Source organism: Erythrobacter sp. SG61-1L, assembly GCF_001305965.1.
Lineage (GTDB): Bacteria > Pseudomonadota > Alphaproteobacteria > Sphingomonadales > Sphingomonadaceae > Andeanibacterium.
Genome location: NZ_JXQC01000003.1, coordinates 2,319,786 through 2,342,786, shown reverse-complemented (window position 1 = coordinate 2,342,786; position 23,001 = coordinate 2,319,786). Strand labels below are relative to the sequence as shown.

Below are 23,001 nucleotides of genomic sequence, written 5' to 3'. Positions count from 1 at the left end.
TCGCGTTACTCTGCGGCTGCTTCGTCAGCCTTCATCGCAGCATCGGTACCGCGGGTGGCGCGCGATGCATTGATGTAGTTGCGAACCTGCACGTTGCCTTCGTGGCAGGCATATTCGAAGAACGCGTAATCGTCGTTACGGGTCCAGTCGAGGCGTGCGGTCCAGGGCTTGGTCCACACCTTCGGGTCCGAATAGGTCAGTTCGTAGATGATGTGATCCGGGCCGGTCATCGTCAGGCGTTCCACGACCTTGGCTTCGTCGCTGGTCGGGATGACGTTGTTCGGCGGCACGCCCATGGTGGCCATGTTCAGCGGCGAGGCGCCCGGCTGGATATTGGTGGTTTCGATCACCAGGGTATTGCCTTCCCAGTGGCCGATGCTGTCACCCATCCATTCCTTCACGCGGCTGTCGTTATGCGTCTTCTTCCCGATGGGGATGATGCGCGCATCGTGGATCATTTCCAGGCTGATGATCACATAGCCCGGCGCCTGATGGATGCGGATGCCGTTATTGTAGCGGAAGGGGAACATGGAGGCCGGGAAGCCGCGCGTCACGCAGCGATCCCAGCTGTCGAAGTCCGTTACCCAGTCATAGGTCTGGCCGGCCACCCAGCTGGAGCGGCCGATCTTGATCATGTTCTTCGCGTAATCGGTGAATTCCGGCAGCTTGCCGTCGGTCGGATCGATCAGCAGCGAGGTGCGGCGGCCCGAAGCATCGGATTCCACCCAATGGCCCATGCCCATCTTGCCGGATTCTTCTTCGGCCTTGTAGGCTTCGGTCGAGCGGTCGGCCTGTTCCTGGCGCTGGGCGAATTCCTCGTCCGTCAGCCAGAAGCGATCGCCATATTGCGGCATGCGGGTGAAGAAGATGCTGGCGATGTTGTCGATCGGCCAGGTGCCGCGCAGGTCGGGATCGCCCCAGGCGGTCTTCGCCGGCTGATAGTCGGTCGGAACCGGCGGCATGGTGGTGAGATCGGCGGGAACGGGCTGCGCCTGCGCAGCGCCGATGCCGGCGAGTGCGACCACGGCCAGCGAGGCAGAAGCCATCGCGGCACGGATCTTGGAAATTTTACTGCTCATTGGCACCCTCCTGTTTCTGTGCGCGTTCGGCCCGCGACGAGCTGATATAGCCGCGAACCTGCACATTGCCTTCGTGGCAGGCATATTCGTAGAATTGATAATCGTCATTGCGCCGCCAATCGAGCCTTGCGCTCCAGGGGGCAGTGAAGATCGTGGGATCGTTCCAGGTTACGTCATAGACGATCGTGTTCGGCCCGGTCATGGTGAAGCGCTCGGTCATCTTCGCTTCAGTGCTGACCGGCGTGTCGTTCTCGGGCGGGGCGCCCCAGGTGCCGACATTGGTGGCCGAAGGCCCGGGCGTGAAGTTGGTGGTTTCCACCACCAGCGTGTTGCCATCTTCCCAGTGGCCGCGGCTTTCGCCCATCCAGTTGCCGATCTTCGGCGAGATCGCAGGGCGGCCGTCGGTGTAGACGATGCGCGTTTCGTGCACCATTTCCAGCTGGATCGCCACCAGCCCGGGGGCCTGCCACAGGCGGATGCCGTTATTGTAATTGATGGTGAACATCGAAGCCGGCAGGCCGCGCGTGATGCAGCGGTCCCAGCTGTCGAAATCCGTTACCCAGTCGAAGGTCTGGCCCTGCCGATAGCTTGAGCGCATCAGCTTGGAGCGGCGCTCGCCCTCGGCGGTCTTGGCGGGCAGGCGGCCATTGGCCGGATCGATCAGGAAGGAGGTGCGGCGATTGGCCGTACCCACTTCCATCCACGCACCCATGCCAAGCGTATTGGTCTCGATTTCCTTGTCGTAGCCACCGGCCATCGCAGTCATGCGGGCGTTGCGCTGGGCGAACTCTTCATCCGTCAGATAATAACGGTTGCCCTGTTCCGGCGTGCGCTGGAACGGCGTGGCGTTGAGGTGGTCGATCGGCCAGCTGCCGCGCAGGTCGGGATCGCCCCACGGCGTCGTCTTCGGCTTGTAGTCCTTGGGGACGGCCGGAATGGTGACGAGATCCTGCTCTTCGGCGCCGGCGGATGCGGCGGCGCCGAAGGCGGCCATGGCGGCCGCCGAAGCAAGGACAAGGCTGCGAAGCTGCATCAGTTGCTCCCGCCCGAAGGGGCCTGCGGCAGGGCGAAGGCCATGTACTGGCTCTCGCCCGGAGGCGTCTGGCCAAGCTGCGGGGCGAACAGGCCGTCACCGCCCACGGCGATCACCAGATACTGGCGGCCATCGGCTTCATAGACGGCCGGCACGCCTTCGGATGCGGCCGGAAGTTCGAATTCCCACAGAACCTTGCCGTTTTCGGCGTCGCGCGCACGGATCTTGCGGTCCGACGAGGTGCCGACGAAAACGATGCCGCCTGCGGTAGCCACCGGGCCACCACGCGGTGCGGTGCTGCCGGTGTTCTTGATGTTCATCTTCACCAGCTCTGTCACTTCGCCATTGGGAAGTTCCCAGATCTTGTTGCCGGTGTTCATGTCGTAAGCGGTGATCAGCGACCAGGGCGGGCTGATTGCCGGCAGGCCGTTGGACTGCAGCATGAAGTTCACGCCCGATTTGTAGGGCTGAACGTCGCCGCCGCCATTGGGCATGGCTTCCAGCGCTTCAGGCCGCTTGTCGAGGTTCAGCTTGTCGAAGGTCGGCATCTGCTTGGAGACGACGAAGAAACGGCCGTTCTTCGGATCGACTGCCGAGCTGCCCCAGTTGGCGCCGCCATTGTGGCCCGGCGCGGAAATCGAACCGACGACGCTGGGCGGTGTGTAGATGCCTTCGTTGCGCGCGGTCTTGAACAGCTCGCGCAGCTTCACCTTGTCCTCTTCCGGGATGTACGGATTGATTTCCGCCTCGGTGAAGGACTGGCGCGCGAAGGGTTCGGGCCAGGTGGGGAAGGGCTGGGTCGGCCAGGCCTTTTCACCCGGCACATCCGACGCGGGAACCGGACGTTCCTCGATCGGCCAGATCGGTTCGCCCGTGAGCCGGTTGAACACGAAAACGAAGCCCATCTTGGTGGCCAGGATCACCACCGGGATGTCCTTGCCGTCCTTGTGGATCGTCAGCAGTTTGGGGGCCTGCGGATTGTCGAAGTCCCACAGGTCGTGATGCAGAACCTGATAATGCCAGATGCGCTTGCCCGTCTGCGCGTCGAGCGCGACGATCGAGTTGGCGAACAGGTTCTGGCCTTCGCGGTTGCCGCCGTAGAAATCGTAACGGGCGGTGCCGGTCGGGATGTAGATGATGCCGGTTTCGGGATCGACGGTGGATTCCGACCAGTTGTGGACGCCGCCGAACTTTTCGTGGTCCTTCTCAGGCCAGGTTTCGTAGCCGAACTCGCCCTTCTTGGGGACAGTGTGGAACTTCCACTTCAGCTTGCCGGTGCGCACGTCATAGGCGTGGATGTCGGCCGGGGCGGACGCATAGTCATATGCGCCTGCGGGCAGCGACATGATGATCGTATCCTTGTAGATACGGCCCGGATTGTCGGTCTGCAGCGGGCGCAACTGGCTGATGTCAACATCCAGACCCTTGCGCAGGTCCACGCCGCCCTGTTCGCCGAAAGTGGCAATGGGATCGCCGTTTTCGGCCGAAACGGCGGTCAGCATGCCGTCCATCATGAAGAACAGGCGGCGGTCCTTGCCGTCCTTGCTTTCCCAGTAATTCATGCCGCGGCCAGCCACGCGGCCGCTATATTTACGCTTCCACAGTTCCTTGCCGGATGCCGGGTCAAGCGCGGCGAGCGCATTGTCGGGCGTGAGGATGTAGAGCTTGCCGCCCACGATCACGGGATTGAAATGCGGGGGCTGGCCTTCGCCGGTCTTGTAGGTCCAGGCGAGCTTGAGCTGGGAGACATTGGCCTTGTTGACCTGATCCAGCGAAGAATATTGCGACGATTCGCTGCCGCCGAGATAGGAATCCCAGCCAGCGAGATCGAAAGTCGCGCCCGGAGTCTTCGTGGCAGCGGCAGGCGTCTTGGCCTGCACGGCGCCTGCCGAAACGAGGCCAAGCGCGGCGGCGGCGAGGCAATATGCCACCCGGCGACGGCGCGAACGAACTTCACGATGCTGGTGCACTAGGCCAAACACTCCCGACTCCCCTTGCCTTATATGTCTACGGCCGTTCCCGTAGGCACGGGCCGGCAGCCAAAGCCTATACGAGATCGCGCGAAGGCAACAAGGCGGAAAATACCGTTTCGTTGACAAAATCCGGAAGGCGCGGCGCAACGCATTCGCGGCATTCCGGTTCCACCCGCACTGCGAATTTTGGCAGGCTGTGTTACTCCGGCGACGGGATCGGGCGCTTGTGCTCGCCGGTCTCGTCGAAGATCGTGGATTCGATCATGCCGCCCGTCGCTTCCACGACCAGAGTGACATTGTCCATCGACTGGTTCTGCCAGTACCATCCGTGAATGCCACTGAAGGGGGCGACGTAGCTGCCCTTCATTTCCTTCGCATCGGAGACGCTGTAGCTTTCCGTCATGGCGGTGCCGCCGTCGAAGGGGTGGGAATGCATATCGTAATGGAGCGGCCCGGTGGCCTTCCAGTCGAACAGCATGGCGGCGCCCTTATCCATCGTATATTTGAACTCGATCGACTTGAACGGGCCGAGTTCGAATTCCCAGCGATCCTTCTTTATCGGCGCATCGGACAGGGAGAGAACCTGTCCCTTGCGCAGCGCACCGCGCTCCAGCTCGGTCATCTCGCCAGATGTGGCAAGGTCCGTCAGCCCCATGGCGGCGCCCGCGCCCGTCGGGTCGATCCCGTATTCGGATGGCAGCACGAACAATACGAGGATCGCGGCGGCAGCGCCTGTGGCCGCCAGCGTGCCGGTGACGAGCTTGCGGGTGGAGGGTGTTGCGGAAGTTGCCAGCGTCATGATGCGAAATATCCCGTGAACTGGTAGCCGGCCAGCACGAGGCCGGCCGTCATCAGCGCCACATTGGCCGCGAAGGCCGCCTTCCCGAATGAGGCGCTGTGCCGCCAGAGATTGAGCAGGGTGACGACAACGGCGAGCACGATCACCTGCCCCGCCTCGACCCCCAGGTTGAAGCCGATCAGGTTCACCAGCAACCCGTCGGGTGAGACTGCAAGATCCATCAGCTTGGTGGCAAGGCCCAGCCCGTGTGCCAGCCCGAAGGCCAGCACGGCGATGCGCGGATCGAAGCTGAGGCCGAACTTGCGGAAGCCGCCCATGTTCTCGAACGCCTTGTAGGCCACCGAGATGCCGATGATCGCATCGACGATATGTGAGTTGGCGCCCGTCCCCAACAGCACGCCGCCCATCAGGGTCAGCGAATGGCCGATGGTGAACATGGATACGTAAAGCACCACATCCTTCAGCCGGTAGAGGAAGAACACTACCCCGATGAGGTACAGCACATGGTCGATGCCGGTGACCATGTGCTTCGCGCCCAGATAGAAGAAGGGCAGGAAGGCGGGGCCGTCGATTGCTTCCACGAAGGCGCGGTTGGCCTGGCTGATGTCATGCGCCCAGGCCGCTGCGGGAAGCAACGCCAAGGCGGCAAGTACCAGCAGGGTCAGGTTGCGGTTGGCTGCGGTCATGCCAGCTTACCCGGCGGCGCTTTCGCCTTCACCTTCCGCGGCGGGAGCTTCGCTTTGCGGATAGGCCTGATGGCAGGCGGTGCATACGTCGTAGATCGTGCCGCCCACTTCGAACACCTTGTCGCCGCTCTTGTCCGCCGCTGCCTGTTCGGCCAGCTTGCTGACGTCGATCAGGCCCTGCGACAGGCGCATCCAAGCTTCGCCGCGATCCTTGGAATATTGCGGCTCCATCAGCTTCTTGCCGAGTTCGCCAAGCTTTGTGGCGGCATCGTGTGTCTTCTGCCAGCCTTCGTCGGTCGTGGGCGTCAGGTCGCGGGTGCCGTTTTCATCTGAAACAGCACCGGCGGAGTTCCAGAAGATCTCGGCGGTCGGCTGCACTTCGTCCTTCATCAGGTCGCGCACGGAAGCCATTTCCGGCTCTTTCGCGCCGCAGCCCGACAGCAGCGCCAGCCCGGCCAGCGCGACGATAGAATTCTTGATCATGTCCTTCTCCCCGGATTCGGCCGTGTAGCTGCCCTATCCCTTGCGGCGCAAGCTTGCATTATCCTGACAAATTGCCAATCCTGCCGTTAAGCATCGGTCAATGTCATCTGCCCGATTGATGATTTTGTCCGGACTTTGCTTGACACGCAATTCAGTTGGAATAGTGGGGCACATCCGCCTGGAAGGCGGCTTTCTGCACCTGCGTAATAGATTGGGATCGGTAGAAATGGGTGACAAAGTTTCGAATCGCAAGCTCGCCGGAATGGGCATGGCTTCGCTTGCGCTGGCTGTCGCGGCGATTTCCGGCAGCATGATGCAGGCCGGTCAGGCCAAGGCGAACGACGAAGCAACCGCCGTGGCCGAAAAGGGCCGCCAGTTGTTCAACGACTGGTCCTGCGGCAGCTGCCACGAGCTCAAGGATGCCGGCGGTACTGGCCATGTCGGCCCCAAGCTGGACGGCACCAAGCTGACCAAGGAATTCGTCCTGGGCCGCGTTACCAACGGGCAGGGCGCCATGCCCAGCTTCGGCGGCATGCTGACCGACGAGGAAATCGACCAGCTGGCGACCTACATTTCGGCTGAATCGAACAAGTAAGCTGCAGCGGACGAGTGCTTCGGCACCGCCCGGCCAGCGCCAGACTGAAAAGCCCCGCCACTGGCGGGGCTTTTTGCGTCAGTTCCGGCCCTGTGCGGTCCGCGAATTGGGGCCGACCTGGGCGTAGTAATTTGTCACCCCGTCCGGATCGTTGAGCCAGACGGTGATGAGATCGAAGCCGTTGAGCTTGTTCAGCGGCGTTTCCACCGCAATCCCGCGCGCCTGCGCCTTGGCATTGGCCATGGGGGAATCCTTCACCACATACTGGATGCCCGCGCTGCCATTATCCTGCGGCAGATTATCGCCCGCGTGATAGAGGTACAGGGTCGTTTCCCCGTTGCGATAGGGATAGAGCGTCAGGCCCAGCAGTTTGTCCGTAACCGGGGCCAGTTCGTCCAGCCCAACGAATTCACGATAGAAGGCGCGGCTCTTCTCCAGATCGGAGACGCTGATGCCCACGCCCACGCCATCGTTCGATCCATCCTTGGCGCCGGGGCGGATGACGATCTGGATCGGAAAGCCGCCCGGATCGGTGACCAGCGCGGCCAGTGTCCCGTTGCCCTGATCGACAAAGGCAGGTGCTGCAAGGCCCGCCGCCTTGAACCGTTCGATCACGGCCTGCTTGTCAGGATAGCTCAGCGAGAAATAGCGGATGCCGGTGCCGCCCTTTACGCCGCCTTCCAGATTATATTTCCGATTGCCCTGTTGTCCGGCGGAAAGCTTGATCTGTGCCTTGCCCACGCCGGTCAGGATCATCTGCTGGGTGGAAGTGAGCTGGATCGGATTGAGCGAGCGCAGCGCCAGCCCCTCGACATAGAACTTCACCATTTCCTGCGTCATGCCGTTCGGGAAGCGGCGGAATACATTCATGGCATCCATCGCCATCAGGTCACGCGTGGAGCTCATCAGCTGTTCCTGCGTCAGCTCGCCCGGCTTGTAGGCCAGATCGGGATGGACGCTCATCAGCGCGCCTTCGGGCGTGGTGACGGTGCCCGGCGCAGGTGTGGATGCGGGTGCCGAGCCGGTCTGGGCTGAGGCGGTGCATCCCGCGATGGCGAACATGCCTGCCGCAAGGGCGAAGGCGGATTTTCTGAGCATTCGTGCCTCTCCGTTCATTCTTTTGCTCGCCTTGTCTTCACTTGGCCTTCTGGCCGGGAAGCGCGAAGACGACGAGGGATTCATTATTGGCCGGTCGGCCTTCCGGCGTGCGCGCCGCCGGGGCCAGGCTCGATCCGCTGGCCATCACCGCCACATATTGGCGCCCGTCCTTGCCTTGATAGGTGACGGGAACGGTAAGCGGCGCGTAATCGAGCTGCTGCTCCCACAGTATTTCGCCATTGGCGGCATCGAAGGCACGGAAATAGCGGTCGGACGTGGCGCCGATGAACACCAGCCCGCCAGCCGTGGCAATCGGCCCGCCAGAACCGTTATTGGCGCCGGTATCCTGTTTTTCCTTCGGCAGGTCTTCCGTGATCCCCAGCTTGCTGGCCCACAGAATATCGCCCGTATTGCCGTCAACCGCCAGCAGGCGGCCCCATGGCGGCTTGAAGCAGGGCAGAGTGACCTTGCGGCCATCCGCATTGGTGAAGCTGGCCATGAAGCCGGAATAGGCGCCCGGCCCGGTCAGGCTGCCGCGATCGTAGGGCTGGCTGGAGGTGGTCGTCCCCCGGCCGTAATCGCCCTTGGGATCGCGCTTCTCGATCCAGCCGATCGAGCCGCCCTCGCTGGTGTTGATATAGACGATCCCCTTGTGCGGGTCCGCCGCGCTGCCGCCCCAGACCGAGCCGCCATTATGCGGCATGTTGATCGAGGCGCGGGGGGGGTCGCCTTCCTCATGCAGGAAGAAGGGCGTGAAGGGGCCGGAGTTGAAGAAGGTGCCGCCGTAAGAGTCGAGGAGCTTGTGGCAGGCCGCCACATGTTCCGCATTGGTGTCGGCTTCGGTCACCACATCGTCGGGCGTCCAGCGCACGCGGTTCAGCGGCTCGGGCTTCACCGGGATCGGCTGAGTGGGCGAATACCATTCGCCCGGCACATTGGCGGCGGCCACGAAATGTTCGTTCACGCCGTGGATCGGCTCGCCCGTTTCGCGGTTCAGGATATACATCAGCCCCGGCTTGCCGGTTTCGGCAAGGGCCGGGATGGTCTTGCCATCTTTAACCACGTCGAACAGCACCGGCGGGGCGGGCAGATCCCAGTCCCACAGATCGTGATGGATGGTCTGGAAGTGCCAGCGATATTCGCCCGTATCGAGGTCCACCGCGACCAGCGAATTGCCGAACAGATTGCTGCCCGGACGGTCACCCCCGTAATAGTTCGGGCTGGGTCCGCCGATGGTCATATACAGCAGGTTCGTCTTGGGATCGTAAGTGGTGTACCACACCCACATATTGGTGCCGGAGCGTTCCTTCCACCCATCGTCCAGCCAGGTTTCGTGGCCCACTTCGCCGGGTTGGGGCACGGTATGGAACTGCCACAATTTCTTGCCGGTGCGCGCGTCATAGGCGCGGCTGTCGCCCGCCGGCCCCTTGGAATCCTCGGCAGTGTTCGCGCCGATCACCAGCACGTTCTTGTAGACCGAAGGCGGATAGGAATAGGGCGTGCCATCGATGGCCGACTTGCCGCCGTCGCCATAAGACGTATCGACCTCGCCGGTCTTTGCCGACAAGGCCCAGATTGCATCGCCGGTGGAATAGAAGATGCGCGGCTTGATCCTGCCTTCGCCGGGCCAGTAGCTGACCGCGCGGCGCACCAGCCCGCCTTCGGCCTTGTGCCGCCAGATTTCCTTTCCGCTATCAGCTTCCAGCGCCACCACCGCATCGCCCAGCGGCATGTAGAGGACGTTGTCGATCACGATCGGCACGCTGCCACCCAGCAGCCCGGCGCCGCCCTGCGGGCGCAGGCGATAGGTCCAAACTTGCTGCAGATCCTTCACATTGCCGGTATTGATCTGGTCCAGCGGCGAGAACCGGGTGCCGCCCATGTCGCGCGCATAGCGCGGCCAATCGGCCGGCTTGGTCAGATCCTCGCCCGACATCGCCGGCGAGCCGATGGCAAGGCAGGCAGCGCCCAGCGCCAGTGAAATCCGAATCCGCATTTTCGTGCCTCTCCCCCGGCAATTCTGTCTTTCCGAAAGGCCGCATGGGCCATCGGTTCCAGACAGTGTCTAGAGGCACGATAGGTGAAATGTAAACATATAGAACGCTAAGTTTTTGGCGCGCGCGCCAGCGCAACTCCCGGCGAAGTCTGGGCAGCCGCTGCAGCTGCCCAGGCGGTCAATGCGCCAGAAGCAGCGGAAGCCGGGCCTTCTGCAACATGCCGCGCGTCACCCCGCCAAGGATGTTTTCGCGCAGGCGGGAATGGCCATAGGCGCCCATCACCAGCATGCCTGCCTTGCGTGCCTCTGCCGCTTCCAGCACGGCATCGGTGATCGGACCGGCGCCGGGGTGGAGTTCCACCAGTTCGCAGGCCACGCCGTGACGCGAGAGATAGGTGGCGGCTTCGGTCGGCGGGAGGTCGTAATCGCCTTCGGGCAGGGCGGCATTGAGCAGGCAGACCGAACCGGCATTGCGCAGCAGGGGCAGCGCGCCACGAATTGCGGCGCAGGATTCAGGTGATCCATTCCACGCAATGGCAATCGGGGCTTCACAATCGATCCCGCGGCAAGCGTCGGGTACTACCAGCACGGGCGCGCGGCTGCGCACCAGCACTTCGGCGGCAGTCGGCGGGGCATCGATCCGGGGCAGCCAATCCCCGGAAGGGGCGCTGACCACCACCAGATCGGACAGCCAGCTATGATCTACGATCATGCGGGAAGGATCGCCGGTTTCGCTGATCCAGTCCCAGCTGACGCCTTCGTTCTTCAGGCGGGTTTCGAAGGATTTCTTCTCCGCCTCTTCCGCTTCGCGCACGATGGAGATGGTTTCGGACAGCATGTGGCCCACGCCATAGGGGTCGAGCGCGGCGAAGGCCTCCACCTGTGCCACCTGCAGGCAGCTGAGGTGCCCTTCGAAGTGGCGCACGATGTCCAGCGCGACTTGAAAACGGGCTTCCTGCCCGGTGTCGCGATTGATCTGTACGAGTACCGATTTCATGACTGCCGCACTCCCGAACTGCCATAGCGCTCCGATCGGGGAAACGCCTTTCCGAAACACTACAGTAGCCGGCGGCAATGACAAAGGAATGATCCAGCGCAAAAGGGTGGGGCGGATGTTGCCATCCGCCCCCGAACGCCATGCCCGTTTCCGGGCAAGGCACTGGAGAGTTTACATCTTCAGCTTGACCCCCACGGTGAAGCGGCGGCCCAGAACGTCGAACATGCTGGCATTGGTCTGCACGGCATAACCGCCCAGGCTGACGGGGAAGGCGCCCGTGGTGGGCGGATCCTTGTCGAGCAGGTTGGTGGCTGAAACGAAGGCCTGTATTTCGGTGCCGCCCACATCGAAATCATAGCTGAGCCGCGCATCGAGATAGAAGATCGCGGGCACGGAATTGTCCGCGATATTGGCGCCTTCCACGGCATCGGCACCGCCGATCAGATAGGTGCGTACGCCCGATCCGATCAGGCGGCCCTGCAGGAAGCCGGTGAACGGACCGTTCCGATATGTGACATTGCCGGTCGCCTTGAACTTGGGGAACAGGCCTGCCGCCGCCGTATCTGGGGAAAGGCCGGTGACCCCGTCGAACCGGGTGACGGTTCCGGTTGCGCCGGTGTCGCTGCGGTCCAGCAGCCAGGCGGCGAAGATGCGTGCGGAAATTGATTCATCCCCGCCGAACAGCTTCAGCTTGCTGCGATACCCGATCTCGGCATCTATCCCTTCCACCTTGGACTGGGCGACGTTGACATATTGGTCCCCCACATTGGTCGGCACGTCGTTCACCAGCGTCACAAGGTCGCAGAACTGAGCCTCGTTATCCACCAGGCAGCGGCGCAGCACTTCGTTCAGGCCTACCCGCCCGATCGCGTCCTTGATCTTCACCTGATACCAGTCAACCGATGCGGAGAAGCCCGGAAGGAAGCCTGGCTGGAACACGCCACCAATGGTCAGTGTGTCGGCCTTCTCCGGCTTGATGTTCGGATTGCCGCCGCTGAAGGTGGTGATGGAGATCGATTCCTGTGCGGGCGTGCGTGGATCGTCCACGCTGGCCGCGCCGCCGGTCTTGTCGAAGCGTTCTGAAAGATTGCCGGCGCGCACGTCGCGGGAATAGGTACCGCGCAGGCGGAACGCGTCGGAGAAGGTCAGATCGAGGCCCACCTTGTAGGCCCAGATGTCCCCCGCGCCCGAATAATTCGCCCAGCGACCCGCCGCGTTGATGGCTGCCGACTGCATCCAGGGCTGATCGCTCACCAGCGGGAACAGCATTTCGGCAAAGGCTTCCTTCACCTTGGTTGCACCTTGGATGTTGGAAACCTTGGAGAACTGGAAGCCCACGGCATTGTTTGCGCAATCACCCACCGGCACGCCGCGCAGGCCAAGAGCGGCGCTGTCACACTTCACAACGGTGTACGGCTTGGTGTCGAAGTCCGATGTGCGGTTGGTGGTGTCCTGCACCACCTGCCGGATCGATTCCTCGCGATAGGAAGCCCCCAGCGCGAGCGAGACCGGGCCAGCCCAATTATCGAACAATGCGCCACGTGCGGAAACTTCAGCAAAATGCTGCTCGAACGTCGTAATGTTCCGCTTCGGCGCCACGGAGTCATAAGACAGCGTCTCGCCCGTATAACCGAGGTTTGCGAAATAGAGCGGCGTATCCACGTGCACGCCGACGTCGTTGCCCAGCACATAGTCGATTGCTTCTGCCGAGGCATTGCCCCGGCCGAACAGGTTGAGCGGTGCGCAACCCGGGAACGCCGCAGCGCCTTCGGGATCGAGCGACACACGGCAGACGATATTGCCGGTGCCATCATCCACCGCATCGAGGGCGGCATAGATACGGTCAAGCCGGATGGTGTACTGGTCCCACACGCGCCGTGAATGGCCATATTGATAGAAGCCTTCGACCGTCCATCCCGACAGGAAGCCATCTCCGCCGATCTCGGCCTCGAAGCCTGCGGTGCCGACATTCTGCGTCACCCGGTCTTCCCAATAGGACTGGCCGATGTCCTCGATGCTGCCCACCCGGCGGAGATTGAACGAAGCGATGTTATTGTCGTTCATGATGTCGCGGATGTTTTCCGGCAGGAACGCATTGTCCTTGAAGATCGTGATCGTGCCCTGCGGATTGCCCAGGAAATAACCGCGCGGGAAGCTGTGCTGCCACTGGCGATTGTAGCCGCGGACATATTGGGCGAAGACCTTGAAGTTGTCGCTCAACTCGTAATCGCCATAGGCGAAGATCGAATAGCGGTCGGTATCGGGATAGAGCGTGTTGACTTCGCCGCCGCCGATGTCGTCGCCGCTGCCGCCCACGCTGCGCGCGCCGCTGGTGCCGATTGCCCCGGTCGAAACCGATCCGGGCACGAAGGGTGATGTGGTGCCGTTCGCACTGAACTGCAGGCCATTGAGCAAGGGGCTGGCGGAAGAGATGATGCCGTCAAAACTGCCATGCATGGATCGCACATTGGCATAGTCGGTCCACACGCCGTTGATCTGCAGCGCGCCGGTCGCATTGTACCAGTCGCGCCCTTCATAGGAGTGGACGCCTTCGGTCTTGGCATAGGACGCGGCGACGAGCAGATGGCCACGGTCGCCCAGATTGGTGCCCCAGGCCAGCTTGCCTTCGTAATTCTCATTGTCCCCGCGTGAGGTTATGCCGCCTTGCAGGTCCAACTGGACCCCGGTGAAATCGGTATCGAGCAGGAAGTTGGTCACGCCGGCCACGGCATCGGTGCCGTAAGCGGCCGACGCGCCGCCGGTCACGGTCTCGATCCCCTTGATCATCGCTTCGGGGAAGACATTGATGTCCACTCCGCCAAATGCGCTCGACGAAGGAAAACGGCGGCCGTTAAGCAGTGTCAGTGTCCGGTTGACGCCAAGCCCGCGCAGATTGAGCGTGCCGGTGCCCGAACGGGTGAAGAAGGCCGCATTGCCCGGTGTCTGGTTGGCATAGAATTGCGGCAACTGGCTGACCGAGGCGATTAGCGAACTGGGGTCCATGGCCTCCAGTTCCTCGGCCTGCACGGCAGTGACGGGAACGGGTGTGTCCATTCCGTTGGTGACCAGGCGAGAGCCTGTCACCACGATAGTTGGTTGTTCCTCGCTTGCCGTATCGTCCTGGGCGAGAGCGACGGTCGCCCCCATGGTCATGGCTGCCGCGCTGGCGCCACATGCAAACATGCCGCGCAAGGCCATGCGGGCAGCAAAATGCGTCTTCCGGTTCATTGAAATTCCCTCCCAATCCTGTGGGCCGGTGCGTCCCGTGCGCCGGCTCCGATCCCCATCGCCCTTGCGGGCGGCGAGCCTGCCGTGGTTCTCCGAAGCATCGCTCGCTAATATGAATATGAATACATATTCATAAAACGTCAATCGGGGCAATCAGGAGGCGCCCGGAGTGGCCGGGCGAGGTTTGTGAGCGATAGGAAGAGGCAGTACGCAAACAAAAAACGCGCGAAACCGGGGCCTCGCGCGCTTGTGCAGTCGGTGTTTTGTCCAGGTGATCAGCCGGGAGGGGCCTGCCTTATGGCAAAGCCTTCGTAGCCGGATGCGGCCACCTGTTCGCATTTCTCGCGATAGGCGCCCACGCCGCCGACATAGGGCATGAACACTTCGCGCCCGTCGCGCGTCCGGCCCTTGTACCAGCTGTCGGCGCGGGGAAAGAGCGTCATGTTCGCCACCTCGTCGGCATGGGTCATCCACGCCTGCTCGGCATCCGCTTCGGCCTCGATGGAGGCAGCGCCTTGTTCGCGCAGATCTTCGAGGCAGCGTGCGATCCATTCGACATGCTGCTCGATCGAGACGACGACATTGGACAGCACCGAAGGGCTGCCCGGCCCGGTGACGGTGAACAGGTTCGGGAAGCCCGCGACCGCCAGCCCCAGATAGCAGCGTGGCCCTAGCTCCCATTCCTCGCGGAGCGCAACACCGCCGCGCCCGTGAATGTCGATTGCCTTGATCGCGCCCACGCAGGCATCGAAGCCGGTGGCGAAGACGATCACATCGGCCGGATAATGCGCGCCGCTTTCCGTCACGACGGCGTCGGCGGTGATCTCTGCCACCGGGTCTTCACGCACGTCCACCAGCGTGACGTTGTCCTGTGCCATGGTTTCGTAAAAGCCGATTTCGGAACACATGCGACGCGAGCCGAGCGGATATTGCGGGCTCATCTTGCGGACCTTCGCCGGGTCTTTCACGATCCCCGCGATCTTGTCGTTGATGAAGCGCGCGGCGTAGGAATTGCTCTCCTCGTCGAACAGCAGATCCTCATAGGCCATCAGCATGCCGGTGGTGCCTGCGCCCCATTGCTGTTCGAACCGGGCCGACCGCGCATCCTCGCTCTGGGCCTTGGCCGCGCCGGGATGGGGCGCGCCGAAGAAGCCCAGCGGCGAATTACGGGCGGATTCCCTGTCCTGCTGCAACGTCGCCTGGGCGGCCGTGAATTCCTCGTCCGACAGATCGCGGTTGTTTGCCGGCACGGCGAAGTTCGGCGTGCGCTGGAACACGGTGAGGCGTGACGCGGCCTTGGCCAGTTGCGGGATCGCCTGAATGCCGGAAGAGCCGGTACCGAAGATCGCGATCCGCTTGTCCGCAAGGTCGATCTTGTCGTCCCAGGTCGCGGTGTGGAGGATGGGGCCAGCGAAGTTCTCGATGCCCGGCAGGTCCGGCGTTTTCGGGGCGGAGAGCGCGCCTGTGCCCAGCACTACGAAGCGGGCGGTGACTATATCGCCCATATCGGTCTCGACCGTCCAGTTCGCCTCCGCCTCGTTCCAGCGGGCAGAGGTGACGCGCGTGTCGAAGGTAATGTCGCGCTTAAGGTCGAAGCGGTCCGCTACATGGTCCAGATAGGCGAGGATCTCGGGCTGCGCGGCATAGCGTTCGGTCCAGCGCCATTCCTTCTCCAGCTCGGGCGAGAAGGAATAGGAATATTCGATGCTGGGAATATCGCAGCGCGCGCCGGGATAGCGGTTCCAGTACCATGTGCCGCCGACGCCGGAGCCGGCCTCCACCACATGGGAAGAAAACCCGGCCTGACGCAGTTTCAGTTGCATGTAGAGGCCGGTGAACCCCGCCCCCACAACCAGCACGTCGAGTGTCGAGGGGACGGGATTGCGGCCTTCCATCAGGCCCTCCCGAGCGACTGGCGCATGAAGGTGCCAGCATCCTCTATGGCCAGTTTCCCGGCTTCAAGCATGAAGTTGAATGCCAGGAAGACGTGCGGCATGTTCGGCCACACATCCAGCCGAACCGGCGTGCCGCTGGTTGCTGCATTGGCGGCGATGCGTATCGCATCCTCCAGCAGAAGTTCCGCCGATCCGACCTGGATCAGCAAGGGCGGCAACCCATGCAAACCGCCAAAAACGGGGGAGGCATAGGGGTTGCGCGCATCATTGCCCGCCATATAGGCGATGGCTGCCGTCAGCAGCCCTTCGGCAGTCAGCGATGCATCGGCCTCTGCATTGGTTTCATAAGTCGATCCATCGCACAGCAGATTGGCCCAAGGGGAAATCGGCAGGGCGGCCGCGGGCAGGGGATCGCCCGCTTCGCGCAGGCCAATCAGCATGGACAGCACCAGCCCGCCGCCCGCGCTGTCACCCGCCAGCACGATCTTTTCGGGCGCGATGCCCTGTTCCAGCAAGGCGCGATAGGCATTGATGCAATCGTCGAGCGCGGCGGGGAAGGGGTGTTCCGGGGCAAGGCGATAGTCGATGGACCACAGGGTAAGCCCGCCTGCACGGGCGAGTTCGCCTGCCAGCGCGCGATAGCCATAGGCGCTGCCCGCGATGAAGGCGCCGCCATGGACATAGACCAGCACCGCTTCCGGATCGGCGCCGGGATAGGTGCCGTGCAGGGCAGGGATGCCGCCAAGTTCGCCCGGCGTGAACACCAGGTCTTCCGCCACGGGAACCATGGCCAGTGTTTCTTCGAAATCGGCGCGCGCTTTCACCGGATCGTCGGCGAAGTTGGGGCCGCCCTGACGCAGGCCTTCGATAAGCGCAGCAAGCGCGGGTTCTTCCCCACGGCGTGGATTCACAAGTCTCTCCCAAACAATCGGCCGCATGATGCGCGGCCCTTATCGAGTCGGGAGAGTAGCGGCGCCGATGGGGCACGCAAACGAAAACGGCGACACCCGAAGGTGCCGCCGCTTCCTGTTCAGTTTAATCGGAGCTGCGATCAGAAATCGTAGCTGAGGCCGACCTTGATGCGCCAGACAGACGAGCTGAAGTTGATCGCATTGTCGTCCGCGATCGATTCTGCGCCGTTGAATGCGCCGATAATGTAACGGCCCTGGCTGTCGACGCCGGTGGAGGCGACGATGTCCTGCAGACCGGCATAGTTGCGGCGGCGCTGCACGTTCCAGTTGCCGTCGAGCAGGTTCAGGAAGTTGTCGATCGTGGCGTAGAGCTTGATCTTGTCTTCCTTGTACCCGAACAGATGGCCCGGACCCGGGATTTCCTGCGAGAAGGAAAGGTCCATATCGAAGTACCAGTCGCCGTCGCAGGTGTTACGCGGGATGCTGGTGCCGATATACTGCTTCGCGCAGTTGGTGCTGTTGATCCAGCTCATCATCGAATCGAAGCTCTTCGGATCGCTCGATGCGATGGCCAGGATCGGCGAGGACGGCGAGATGTTCGGATCGTCGATGCCGGTCGGCAGATAGGCCAGCGCATTGTCCGAACCCGAGGACGAATCGCCGTAATAGCCGTTGCCACCGAAGGTCAGGCTATAGGGACGGCCGGAACGGGCGACGAAGGTGATGCCCAGGCCGGTCTTCAGGTCTTCGATGAATTCCTCGCGGAAATTCGCGCTGACCGTGAAGTTGTGGCGGCTGGAATAGAAGCCGGTCGTCGAGGTCGGGTTCTGACGGTCGAAGGCTGCGAGGTTGTCGTAGTTCGAACCGGCGGTCGAGTTGTACATGCTCCGGCGGTCATGCGAGTCCGTATAGGAATAGCCGAAGGTGAAGTTCGTCGAACCGCCCGAGGTGAAGACACCGCCATCGAAATACTTCGACAGGATGATCGAGGCGATGTGGCTGTCATAGCTGCCCGTATTGGTGAGCATCAGTTCGTCGTCGCGGCTGGTGCCGAAGCATGCGGCCGAGAGGTTCTCATAAGTCGGAACCGGCGAAGCGCTTACCAGCGTGGCGTCACAGCCCGAGCGGGTGGGATCGACAGCCGCATAGATCGGGCGACCGTCGATCGAATAGCCGTTCAGGCCCTTCGAAATGTTCGGCGCCATCGACAGGTCCACCACGTTGAACGGGTTAATGTAGTGGCTGTAGATGTAGTCCAGATCGACGTGCCAGCCGCTGAAGAAGCCGCTGTCGGCAAAGTTCAGGTCGCTGGAGAGGCCGAAATTGGCGCGCAGCACCGACGGCATCTTGATATTCGGATCGATCGACTGAGTATCGCCAAGGCCGGCGGCGGCGCTGGCTACGCCCGCCGCCTTGAAGCAGTCCGGAACGCCGGTGAACTGGCCGTCCACCACCACGTCGAGCGGGCCTGCCGGGCAGGCGGAATCCGCCGAAGTGCCCTGGGCGAAGCCGCGGCCGTCGTTCTGGAAGGCATTGCCGAACCACACCAGCGGGTCACCGCCGGAGAACATGCCCACGCCGCCATGCAGCTGGGCGCGGCTGAACACGGCGAAATCGTCGAGATCGTAGGTCAGGCCAAGGCGCGGCATCCACACCGGATCGAGCGCGTCGAAGCCGGTGTCGTTGCCGAAGCCGTAGCGGTTGACAAAGTTCTGGTTCAGCGTCGGATGGCCGCCCTTGTACCAGTCCACCCGCAGGCCCAGCGTGGCTGACAGGCGATCGGTCACTTCCCAATCGTCCTGCACGAAGAACGAGTAGATGGTGCGGCGGAACTTGGCGGCAGCATCGTTGATGTCGCCAGTGGACGAGAAGTTGCCGAACGCGCCCGAGACATTGCCGCTGACGACATTGCCCGGCGAGTTCGTGGTGCCCGAACCATTGGCCAGGATGCCTTCCTTGAGGTCGTCGATATTGCGGAAGACCAGCGTGCCGGTAGCATTCTGGACGAACAGGTTGAACAGGTTCGCCTGGTTGATCTCGCCGCCGAACTTCAGCTTGTGCGCACCGAGATCCAGCTTGGCGGCAACGCGCCACTGGTCGAGATTGGTGCGCAGGTCGTTGCCCGAACGCGAGAAGCCGGGGCCGGCTTCCACGGCGCCTGCCGGATCGGAGCCATTGTCCACGCCCACGACGATACGCGGGATCGGGTTGGCATCCTGTGCTTCACCGCCGCCGACCGGATCCTGCACGTCGCGCACTTCGGAGCGCGAATAGCGCACTTCGGTGGAGAAGTTGTCGGTCCAGTCCGAATAGAGGCGGGCGGAGTAGTAGTTGGAGCGGGTGCCGCTGAGGTAATAGGTGTTCTCGCCGATGACCGTGCCGCCATAGGTGCCGGTGCGGGCCTGATCGTCGGAACGCATCGTGCTTTCTTCGAGCCGCTGATAGGTCAGCTCGGCGCGGTGGCGTTCGGAAAGCTGGAAGTCGCCGCGAATGAAATAGCGATCGTTGCTATAGGGGCGGCTCTTGATCAGCGGGCCGGTTTCGACGCCGTAGACATCGCTGAGAACCTGCGAGATTTCGTTGAACTGATCGACAGTAACCTGCGTGATCGTGTTCGGGTAATTGCCGCCTGCCGGACCGTCATCCTGCGACTGGCCAGCCTGCTGATGCTCATAGGCGCCGTAAAGCCAGACATAGTCCTTGATCACCGGGCCGCTGAGATGAACGCCCCAGCGCTTTTCCGGCTCGATCGGGGCGACGGTTACGCCGGCCACCTTGTTGCCGCGCAGGCCGTCATCCGAATATTCGAAGAAGCCGCCGAAATGGTAATCGTTCGTGCCCGACTTGGTGACGACGTTGATCGAGCAGCCGGTGAAGGCGCCGTAATCGACGTCGAACGGGGCAAACTGAACCTGGGTTTCGCGCACCGCCGCATAGGGGATCGGGGTGGAGCTGCGCGAGGAGAAGCCCGTGTCGTTCAGGCCGTAAATATCGCCCTGGCTGGTGCCGTCCACCGTGAAGGCGTTGCCGCGGTCATTGCCGCCAAGGCAGGAAATGCGATCCTGGCCCGAGCCGCCGTCGTCGCGGTCAAGGCTGACGCGCGGGTCGATGCGGATCACGTCGCGCACGTCGCGGTTGAAGCTGGGCGCATCGGTCAGCAATTCGCTGGTGAAGCTCTGGCCGGGGCCGACTGCCAGCTGGGTGGCGCCCACGCGCGCAGCCGAAACCACGATGGCGCCCGAACCGGGCATCAGCGTGAAGGTCAGGCTGGTCTCGCCCTGCAGGGTCAGGAAGACGCCGCCGACAGACTGGCCTTCATAGCCATCGAGATCGGAAGTGACGGTGTAGGGACCGCCCGTGGTGAGGTTGGAGGCGCGGAAGCGGCCTTCGCTGTCGGCAACCATCGTGCGTTCGACGCCGGTACGGTCATCGCGCACCGTTACCATGGCGCCAGGCAGCGCGTTGCCGTCTTCTGCAAGCACGCGGCCCTGAATGCCGGAGGTGATCTGCTGGGCGGCGGCGGGCGCCGGAAGCACAACGGCGGCCGTCAGGCCTGCAACGCTGGCTGCGAGAAGATACTTCAGTTTCATTGGAGTGACGCTCCCTGTTAGCGTGGTGCCGGGGTGCGTATGGTTGGTTCGAGACGCAACCATGTCTGTTTCATGACGGGTTGGTTACAGCGGGAACCAGCTATTGCGATGCAGCGATTTTTGCCGCTGCGAGGCCTGATTTCCGCGGGTTTTTTGCGCGTTGTTGCCGCGTTGCAACATTCCGGGAATTTTCGCCTTGCGGCCGTTTTCCACAAGCCGTCCACATGGCGAAAAGGCTCAATTGGTGCGTTGCAGCGCCTTCGATTGGTCTTCGCGCGACTCAGGCCAGGTTAATCTCGCGCAGGCGCTGCAGCAGGAATTCGTGGCTGGAAAGCGGCTGCGGATAGAGGTCCGGATGGGCATCGTCCACGCAGCCGGGCAGGGTTTCGATCACGAAATCCGGCCTGAAATGCAGGAAGAACGGCATCGAATAGCGCGACCGGCGGGCCGCCGGGCCAACCGGGTTCACCACGCGATGCAGGGTGGATTTCAGGCGGTTGTTGGTAAGCCGTTCCAGCATGTCGCCGATGTTCACTGCCAATGCGCCATCGGGCGGAGTGATCGAGGTCCATTCGCCCTTGGCCGAAAGCACCTGCAGCCCGGCTTCTTCCGCGCCCAGCAGCAGGGTGATCGTGTTGATGTCGCCATGGGCGGCGGCGCGGATCGCCCCTTCCGGCGCGCTTTCGGGCAGCGGCGGATAATGCAGCAGGCGCATCACCGAATTGCCGTCCTTCACCGTGGGGGCGAACCAGTCTTCCGGCAGGCCAAGATGCAGCGCGATGGCGGCAAGGATACGGCCGCCTGCCACTTCGAAGGCGGAATAGAGCGCCTCGAAGGTTTCGCGGAATTCGGGGATTTCGGCGGGCCAGATATTGGGCCGCATGAATTGTTCCAGCGGATCGCCGGGCGGCAGGCTGCGGCCGATATGCCAGAATTCCTTGAGGTCATGGACTTCGGCATCCTTCGCCCGTTCCGTGCCGAAGGGGGTATAGCCGCGCGCGCCGCCCGTGCCGGGTATGTGATAGGTGCGCTTCACATCGTCGGGCAGGGCGAAGAATTCGCGTGTCAGTTCCCAGGCCTTGGCCACCAGATCGGCGGGCAGGCCATGGTCGCGCACCACGGCAAAGCCCCATTCGCGGAAGCTCTGGCCCAGTTCGTCCGCCATGTCGGGCAGGGGGCGGGCGAGGGAGACGGTGGCGATCTGGTTCATGGAACTACCTTAGAACGACAGGAAGAGGCCCGCCAGCGCGGCGCTCATCAGATTGGCGAGCGAGCCGGCCGCCAGTGCCCGCAGGCCCAGCTTCGCAATCACCGGGCGCTGGTTAGGGGCAAGGCCGCCCGTCACCGCCATCTGGATCGCGATGGAGCTGAAATTGGCGAAACCGCAGAGCGAGAAGGTGACGATCGCCCGGCTGCGGTCCGACAGCATGGAGCCGTCGATCCCGCCCAGTTCGATGAAGGCCACGAATTCGTTCAGCACCACCTTGGTACCGAACAGCCCGCCTGCGATCTGCGCTTCGTTCCAGGGGATGCCCAGCAGGTACATCACCGGGGCGAAGACATAGCCGATCAGCTTCTGGAAGGTCAGCCCGTCCAGCCCGAACCAGCCGCCGATGCCGCCCAGAATGCCGTTGGCCAGCGCCACCAGCGCCACGAAGGCCAGCACCATCGCGCCCACGGCGACGGCCAGCTTCACCCCGGTCTGCGCGCCTTGCGCGGCGGCTTCGATGATATTGGCGGGCTTTTCCCCTTCCTCGAAGGTCTGGGCCACTTCCACTTCATGCGGCTTTTCCCCGCCTTCGGTCAGGGCGGCGGGGCCTTCTGCGCTGATGCGGGCCTTGGGCAGGGCGATCTCGCCCTCCGGCTCGGGCGTGGCGGGGCTGTCGTCCGGCATGATGATCTTGGCCATCAGGATGCCGCCGGGCGCCGACATGAAGGCGGCGGCCAGCAGATAGGGGAGATATTCATGGCCCAGCACACCGGCATAGGCCGCCAGGATCGTGCCTGCCACGCCCGCCATGCCCACCGTCATCAGCGTGAAGATGCCCGAGGGGGACAGCGCCGCGAGATAGGGGCGCACCACCAGCGGGCTTTCCGACTGGCCGACGAAGATATTCGCCGCCGCGCCCAGCGATTCCACGCGGCCGATGCCCGTCACCCAGCCGATGGCGCCGCCCACCCAGCGCACGACGCGCTGCATGATGCCAAGGTAATAGAGGATGGAAACCAGCGAGGCGAAGAAGATGATCACCGGCAGGGCGCCCAGCGCGAAAGTGCCGGAAAGCGGATTGTCCGCTGGTGCGCCGAACAGGAATTCCGTGCCCTTGTCGGCATAGGAAAGCAGGGCCGAAACCCCGTTCGCCATGCCCTGGATCGCGGCCTTGCCCCATGGCGTGCGCAGCACGATCAGCGCGATGCCCGCTTGCAGGGCAAAGGCCGCGCCCACCACGCGCAGGCGGATGCGCCGCCTGCCGGTGGACAGCAGCAGGGCGATAAGGAGGATCGCGGCGATCCCGGCCAGGTTGATGAGCAAAGCGGCGTCCCTGTTCCACGGCGGCGCCGCGGCGGCGCCCGAATCCCGTCTTGGGGCAGTTATGGCGCGTGCAATGCAGCAAGGTCAAACAGGTTGCAGGCCGAA

Annotated in this window: 16 protein-coding genes; 1 reads left to right on the top strand and 15 read right to left on the bottom strand. The window is 63.0% G+C overall.

From position 1 onward, the window contains the following. Positions 1–5 precede the first annotated feature (5 nt). The 6 genes from SZ64_RS11435 to SZ64_RS11410 form a co-directional block, all read right to left on the bottom strand. Positions 6–1,079, bottom strand: a complete 1,074-nt coding sequence (locus SZ64_RS11435) for a hypothetical protein (protein ID WP_054530943.1) — start codon at positions 1,077–1,079, stop codon at positions 6–8. Continuing rightward, positions 1,069–2,112, bottom strand: coding sequence for a hypothetical protein (locus SZ64_RS11430; RefSeq protein ID WP_054530942.1), 1,044 nt, complete (start codon positions 2,110–2,112; stop codon positions 1,069–1,071). The genes SZ64_RS11435 and SZ64_RS11430 overlap by 11 nt, the downstream gene beginning before the upstream one ends. Beyond that, positions 2,112–4,082: a pyrroloquinoline quinone-dependent dehydrogenase gene (locus SZ64_RS11425; protein WP_054530941.1), complete on the bottom strand. Its 1,971-nt coding sequence runs from the start codon at positions 4,080–4,082 to the stop codon at positions 2,112–2,114. Before SZ64_RS11425 ends, SZ64_RS11430 begins: the two co-directional genes overlap by 1 nt. 202 nt (positions 4,083–4,284) lie before the next feature. Further along, positions 4,285–4,884: a hypothetical protein gene (locus SZ64_RS11420; protein WP_199797074.1), complete on the bottom strand. Its 600-nt coding sequence runs from the start codon at positions 4,882–4,884 to the stop codon at positions 4,285–4,287. After that, on the bottom strand, positions 4,881–5,570 hold the full coding sequence (locus SZ64_RS11415) for a HupE/UreJ family protein (RefSeq protein ID WP_054530940.1): 690 nt from the start codon (positions 5,568–5,570) through the stop codon (positions 4,881–4,883). Before SZ64_RS11415 ends, SZ64_RS11420 begins: the two co-directional genes overlap by 4 nt. Before the next feature lie 6 nt (positions 5,571–5,576). Next, entirely contained in the window at positions 5,577–6,053 is a 477-nt protein-coding gene (locus SZ64_RS11410) for a hypothetical protein (RefSeq protein WP_054530939.1), read from the bottom strand. Positions 6,054–6,279: 226 nt separating this feature from the next. Between SZ64_RS11410 and SZ64_RS11405 the strand changes: the two genes are divergently transcribed. Beyond that, positions 6,280–6,648: a cytochrome c gene (locus tag SZ64_RS11405; protein WP_054530938.1), complete on the top strand. Its 369-nt coding sequence runs from the start codon at positions 6,280–6,282 to the stop codon at positions 6,646–6,648. A 78-nt stretch (positions 6,649–6,726) separates the two neighbouring features. Here the strand turns inward: SZ64_RS11405 and SZ64_RS11400 are convergent, their stop codons facing one another. The 9 genes from SZ64_RS11400 to SZ64_RS11360 all read right to left on the bottom strand — a co-directional run bounded on the left by SZ64_RS11400 (position 6,727) and on the right by SZ64_RS11360 (position 22,896). Then, entirely contained in the window at positions 6,727–7,746 is a 1,020-nt protein-coding gene (locus SZ64_RS11400) for a VOC family protein (protein ID WP_054530937.1), read from the bottom strand. A 37-nt stretch (positions 7,747–7,783) separates the two neighbouring features. Then, positions 7,784–9,742: a PQQ-binding-like beta-propeller repeat protein gene (locus SZ64_RS11395; RefSeq protein ID WP_054530936.1), complete on the bottom strand. Its 1,959-nt coding sequence runs from the start codon at positions 9,740–9,742 to the stop codon at positions 7,784–7,786. Between the two features lie 178 nt (positions 9,743–9,920). Then, positions 9,921–10,739: a universal stress protein gene (locus SZ64_RS11390; protein ID WP_054530935.1), complete on the bottom strand. Its 819-nt coding sequence runs from the start codon at positions 10,737–10,739 to the stop codon at positions 9,921–9,923. A 171-nt stretch (positions 10,740–10,910) separates the two neighbouring features. After that, positions 10,911–13,967, bottom strand: a complete 3,057-nt coding sequence (locus SZ64_RS11385; protein ID WP_054530934.1) for a TonB-dependent receptor — start codon at positions 13,965–13,967, stop codon at positions 10,911–10,913. Between the two features lie 275 nt (positions 13,968–14,242). Further along, entirely contained in the window at positions 14,243–15,862 is a 1,620-nt protein-coding gene (locus SZ64_RS11380; protein WP_054530933.1) for an NAD(P)/FAD-dependent oxidoreductase, read from the bottom strand. Then, a complete protein-coding gene (locus tag SZ64_RS11375) occupies positions 15,862–16,773 on the bottom strand; it encodes an alpha/beta hydrolase (RefSeq protein ID WP_054530932.1) in 912 nt (303 codons plus the stop codon). The genes SZ64_RS11380 and SZ64_RS11375 overlap by 1 nt, the downstream gene beginning before the upstream one ends. Before the next feature lie 140 nt (positions 16,774–16,913). After that, positions 16,914–20,363 carry a TonB-dependent receptor gene (locus tag SZ64_RS11370; RefSeq protein WP_054530931.1) on the bottom strand — a complete coding sequence of 1,150 codons (3,450 nt, stop codon included), beginning with the start codon at positions 20,361–20,363 and terminating at the stop codon, positions 16,914–16,916. Between the two features lie 280 nt (positions 20,364–20,643). Then, positions 20,644–21,573, bottom strand: coding sequence for a 2-oxoglutarate and iron-dependent oxygenase domain-containing protein (locus SZ64_RS11365; RefSeq protein WP_054530930.1), 930 nt, complete (start codon positions 21,571–21,573; stop codon positions 20,644–20,646). A 9-nt stretch (positions 21,574–21,582) separates the two neighbouring features. Beyond that, positions 21,583–22,896 carry a nucleoside transporter C-terminal domain-containing protein gene (locus SZ64_RS11360; protein WP_054530929.1) on the bottom strand — a complete coding sequence of 438 codons (1,314 nt, stop codon included), beginning with the start codon at positions 22,894–22,896 and terminating at the stop codon, positions 21,583–21,585. Positions 22,897–23,001 lie beyond the last annotated feature (105 nt).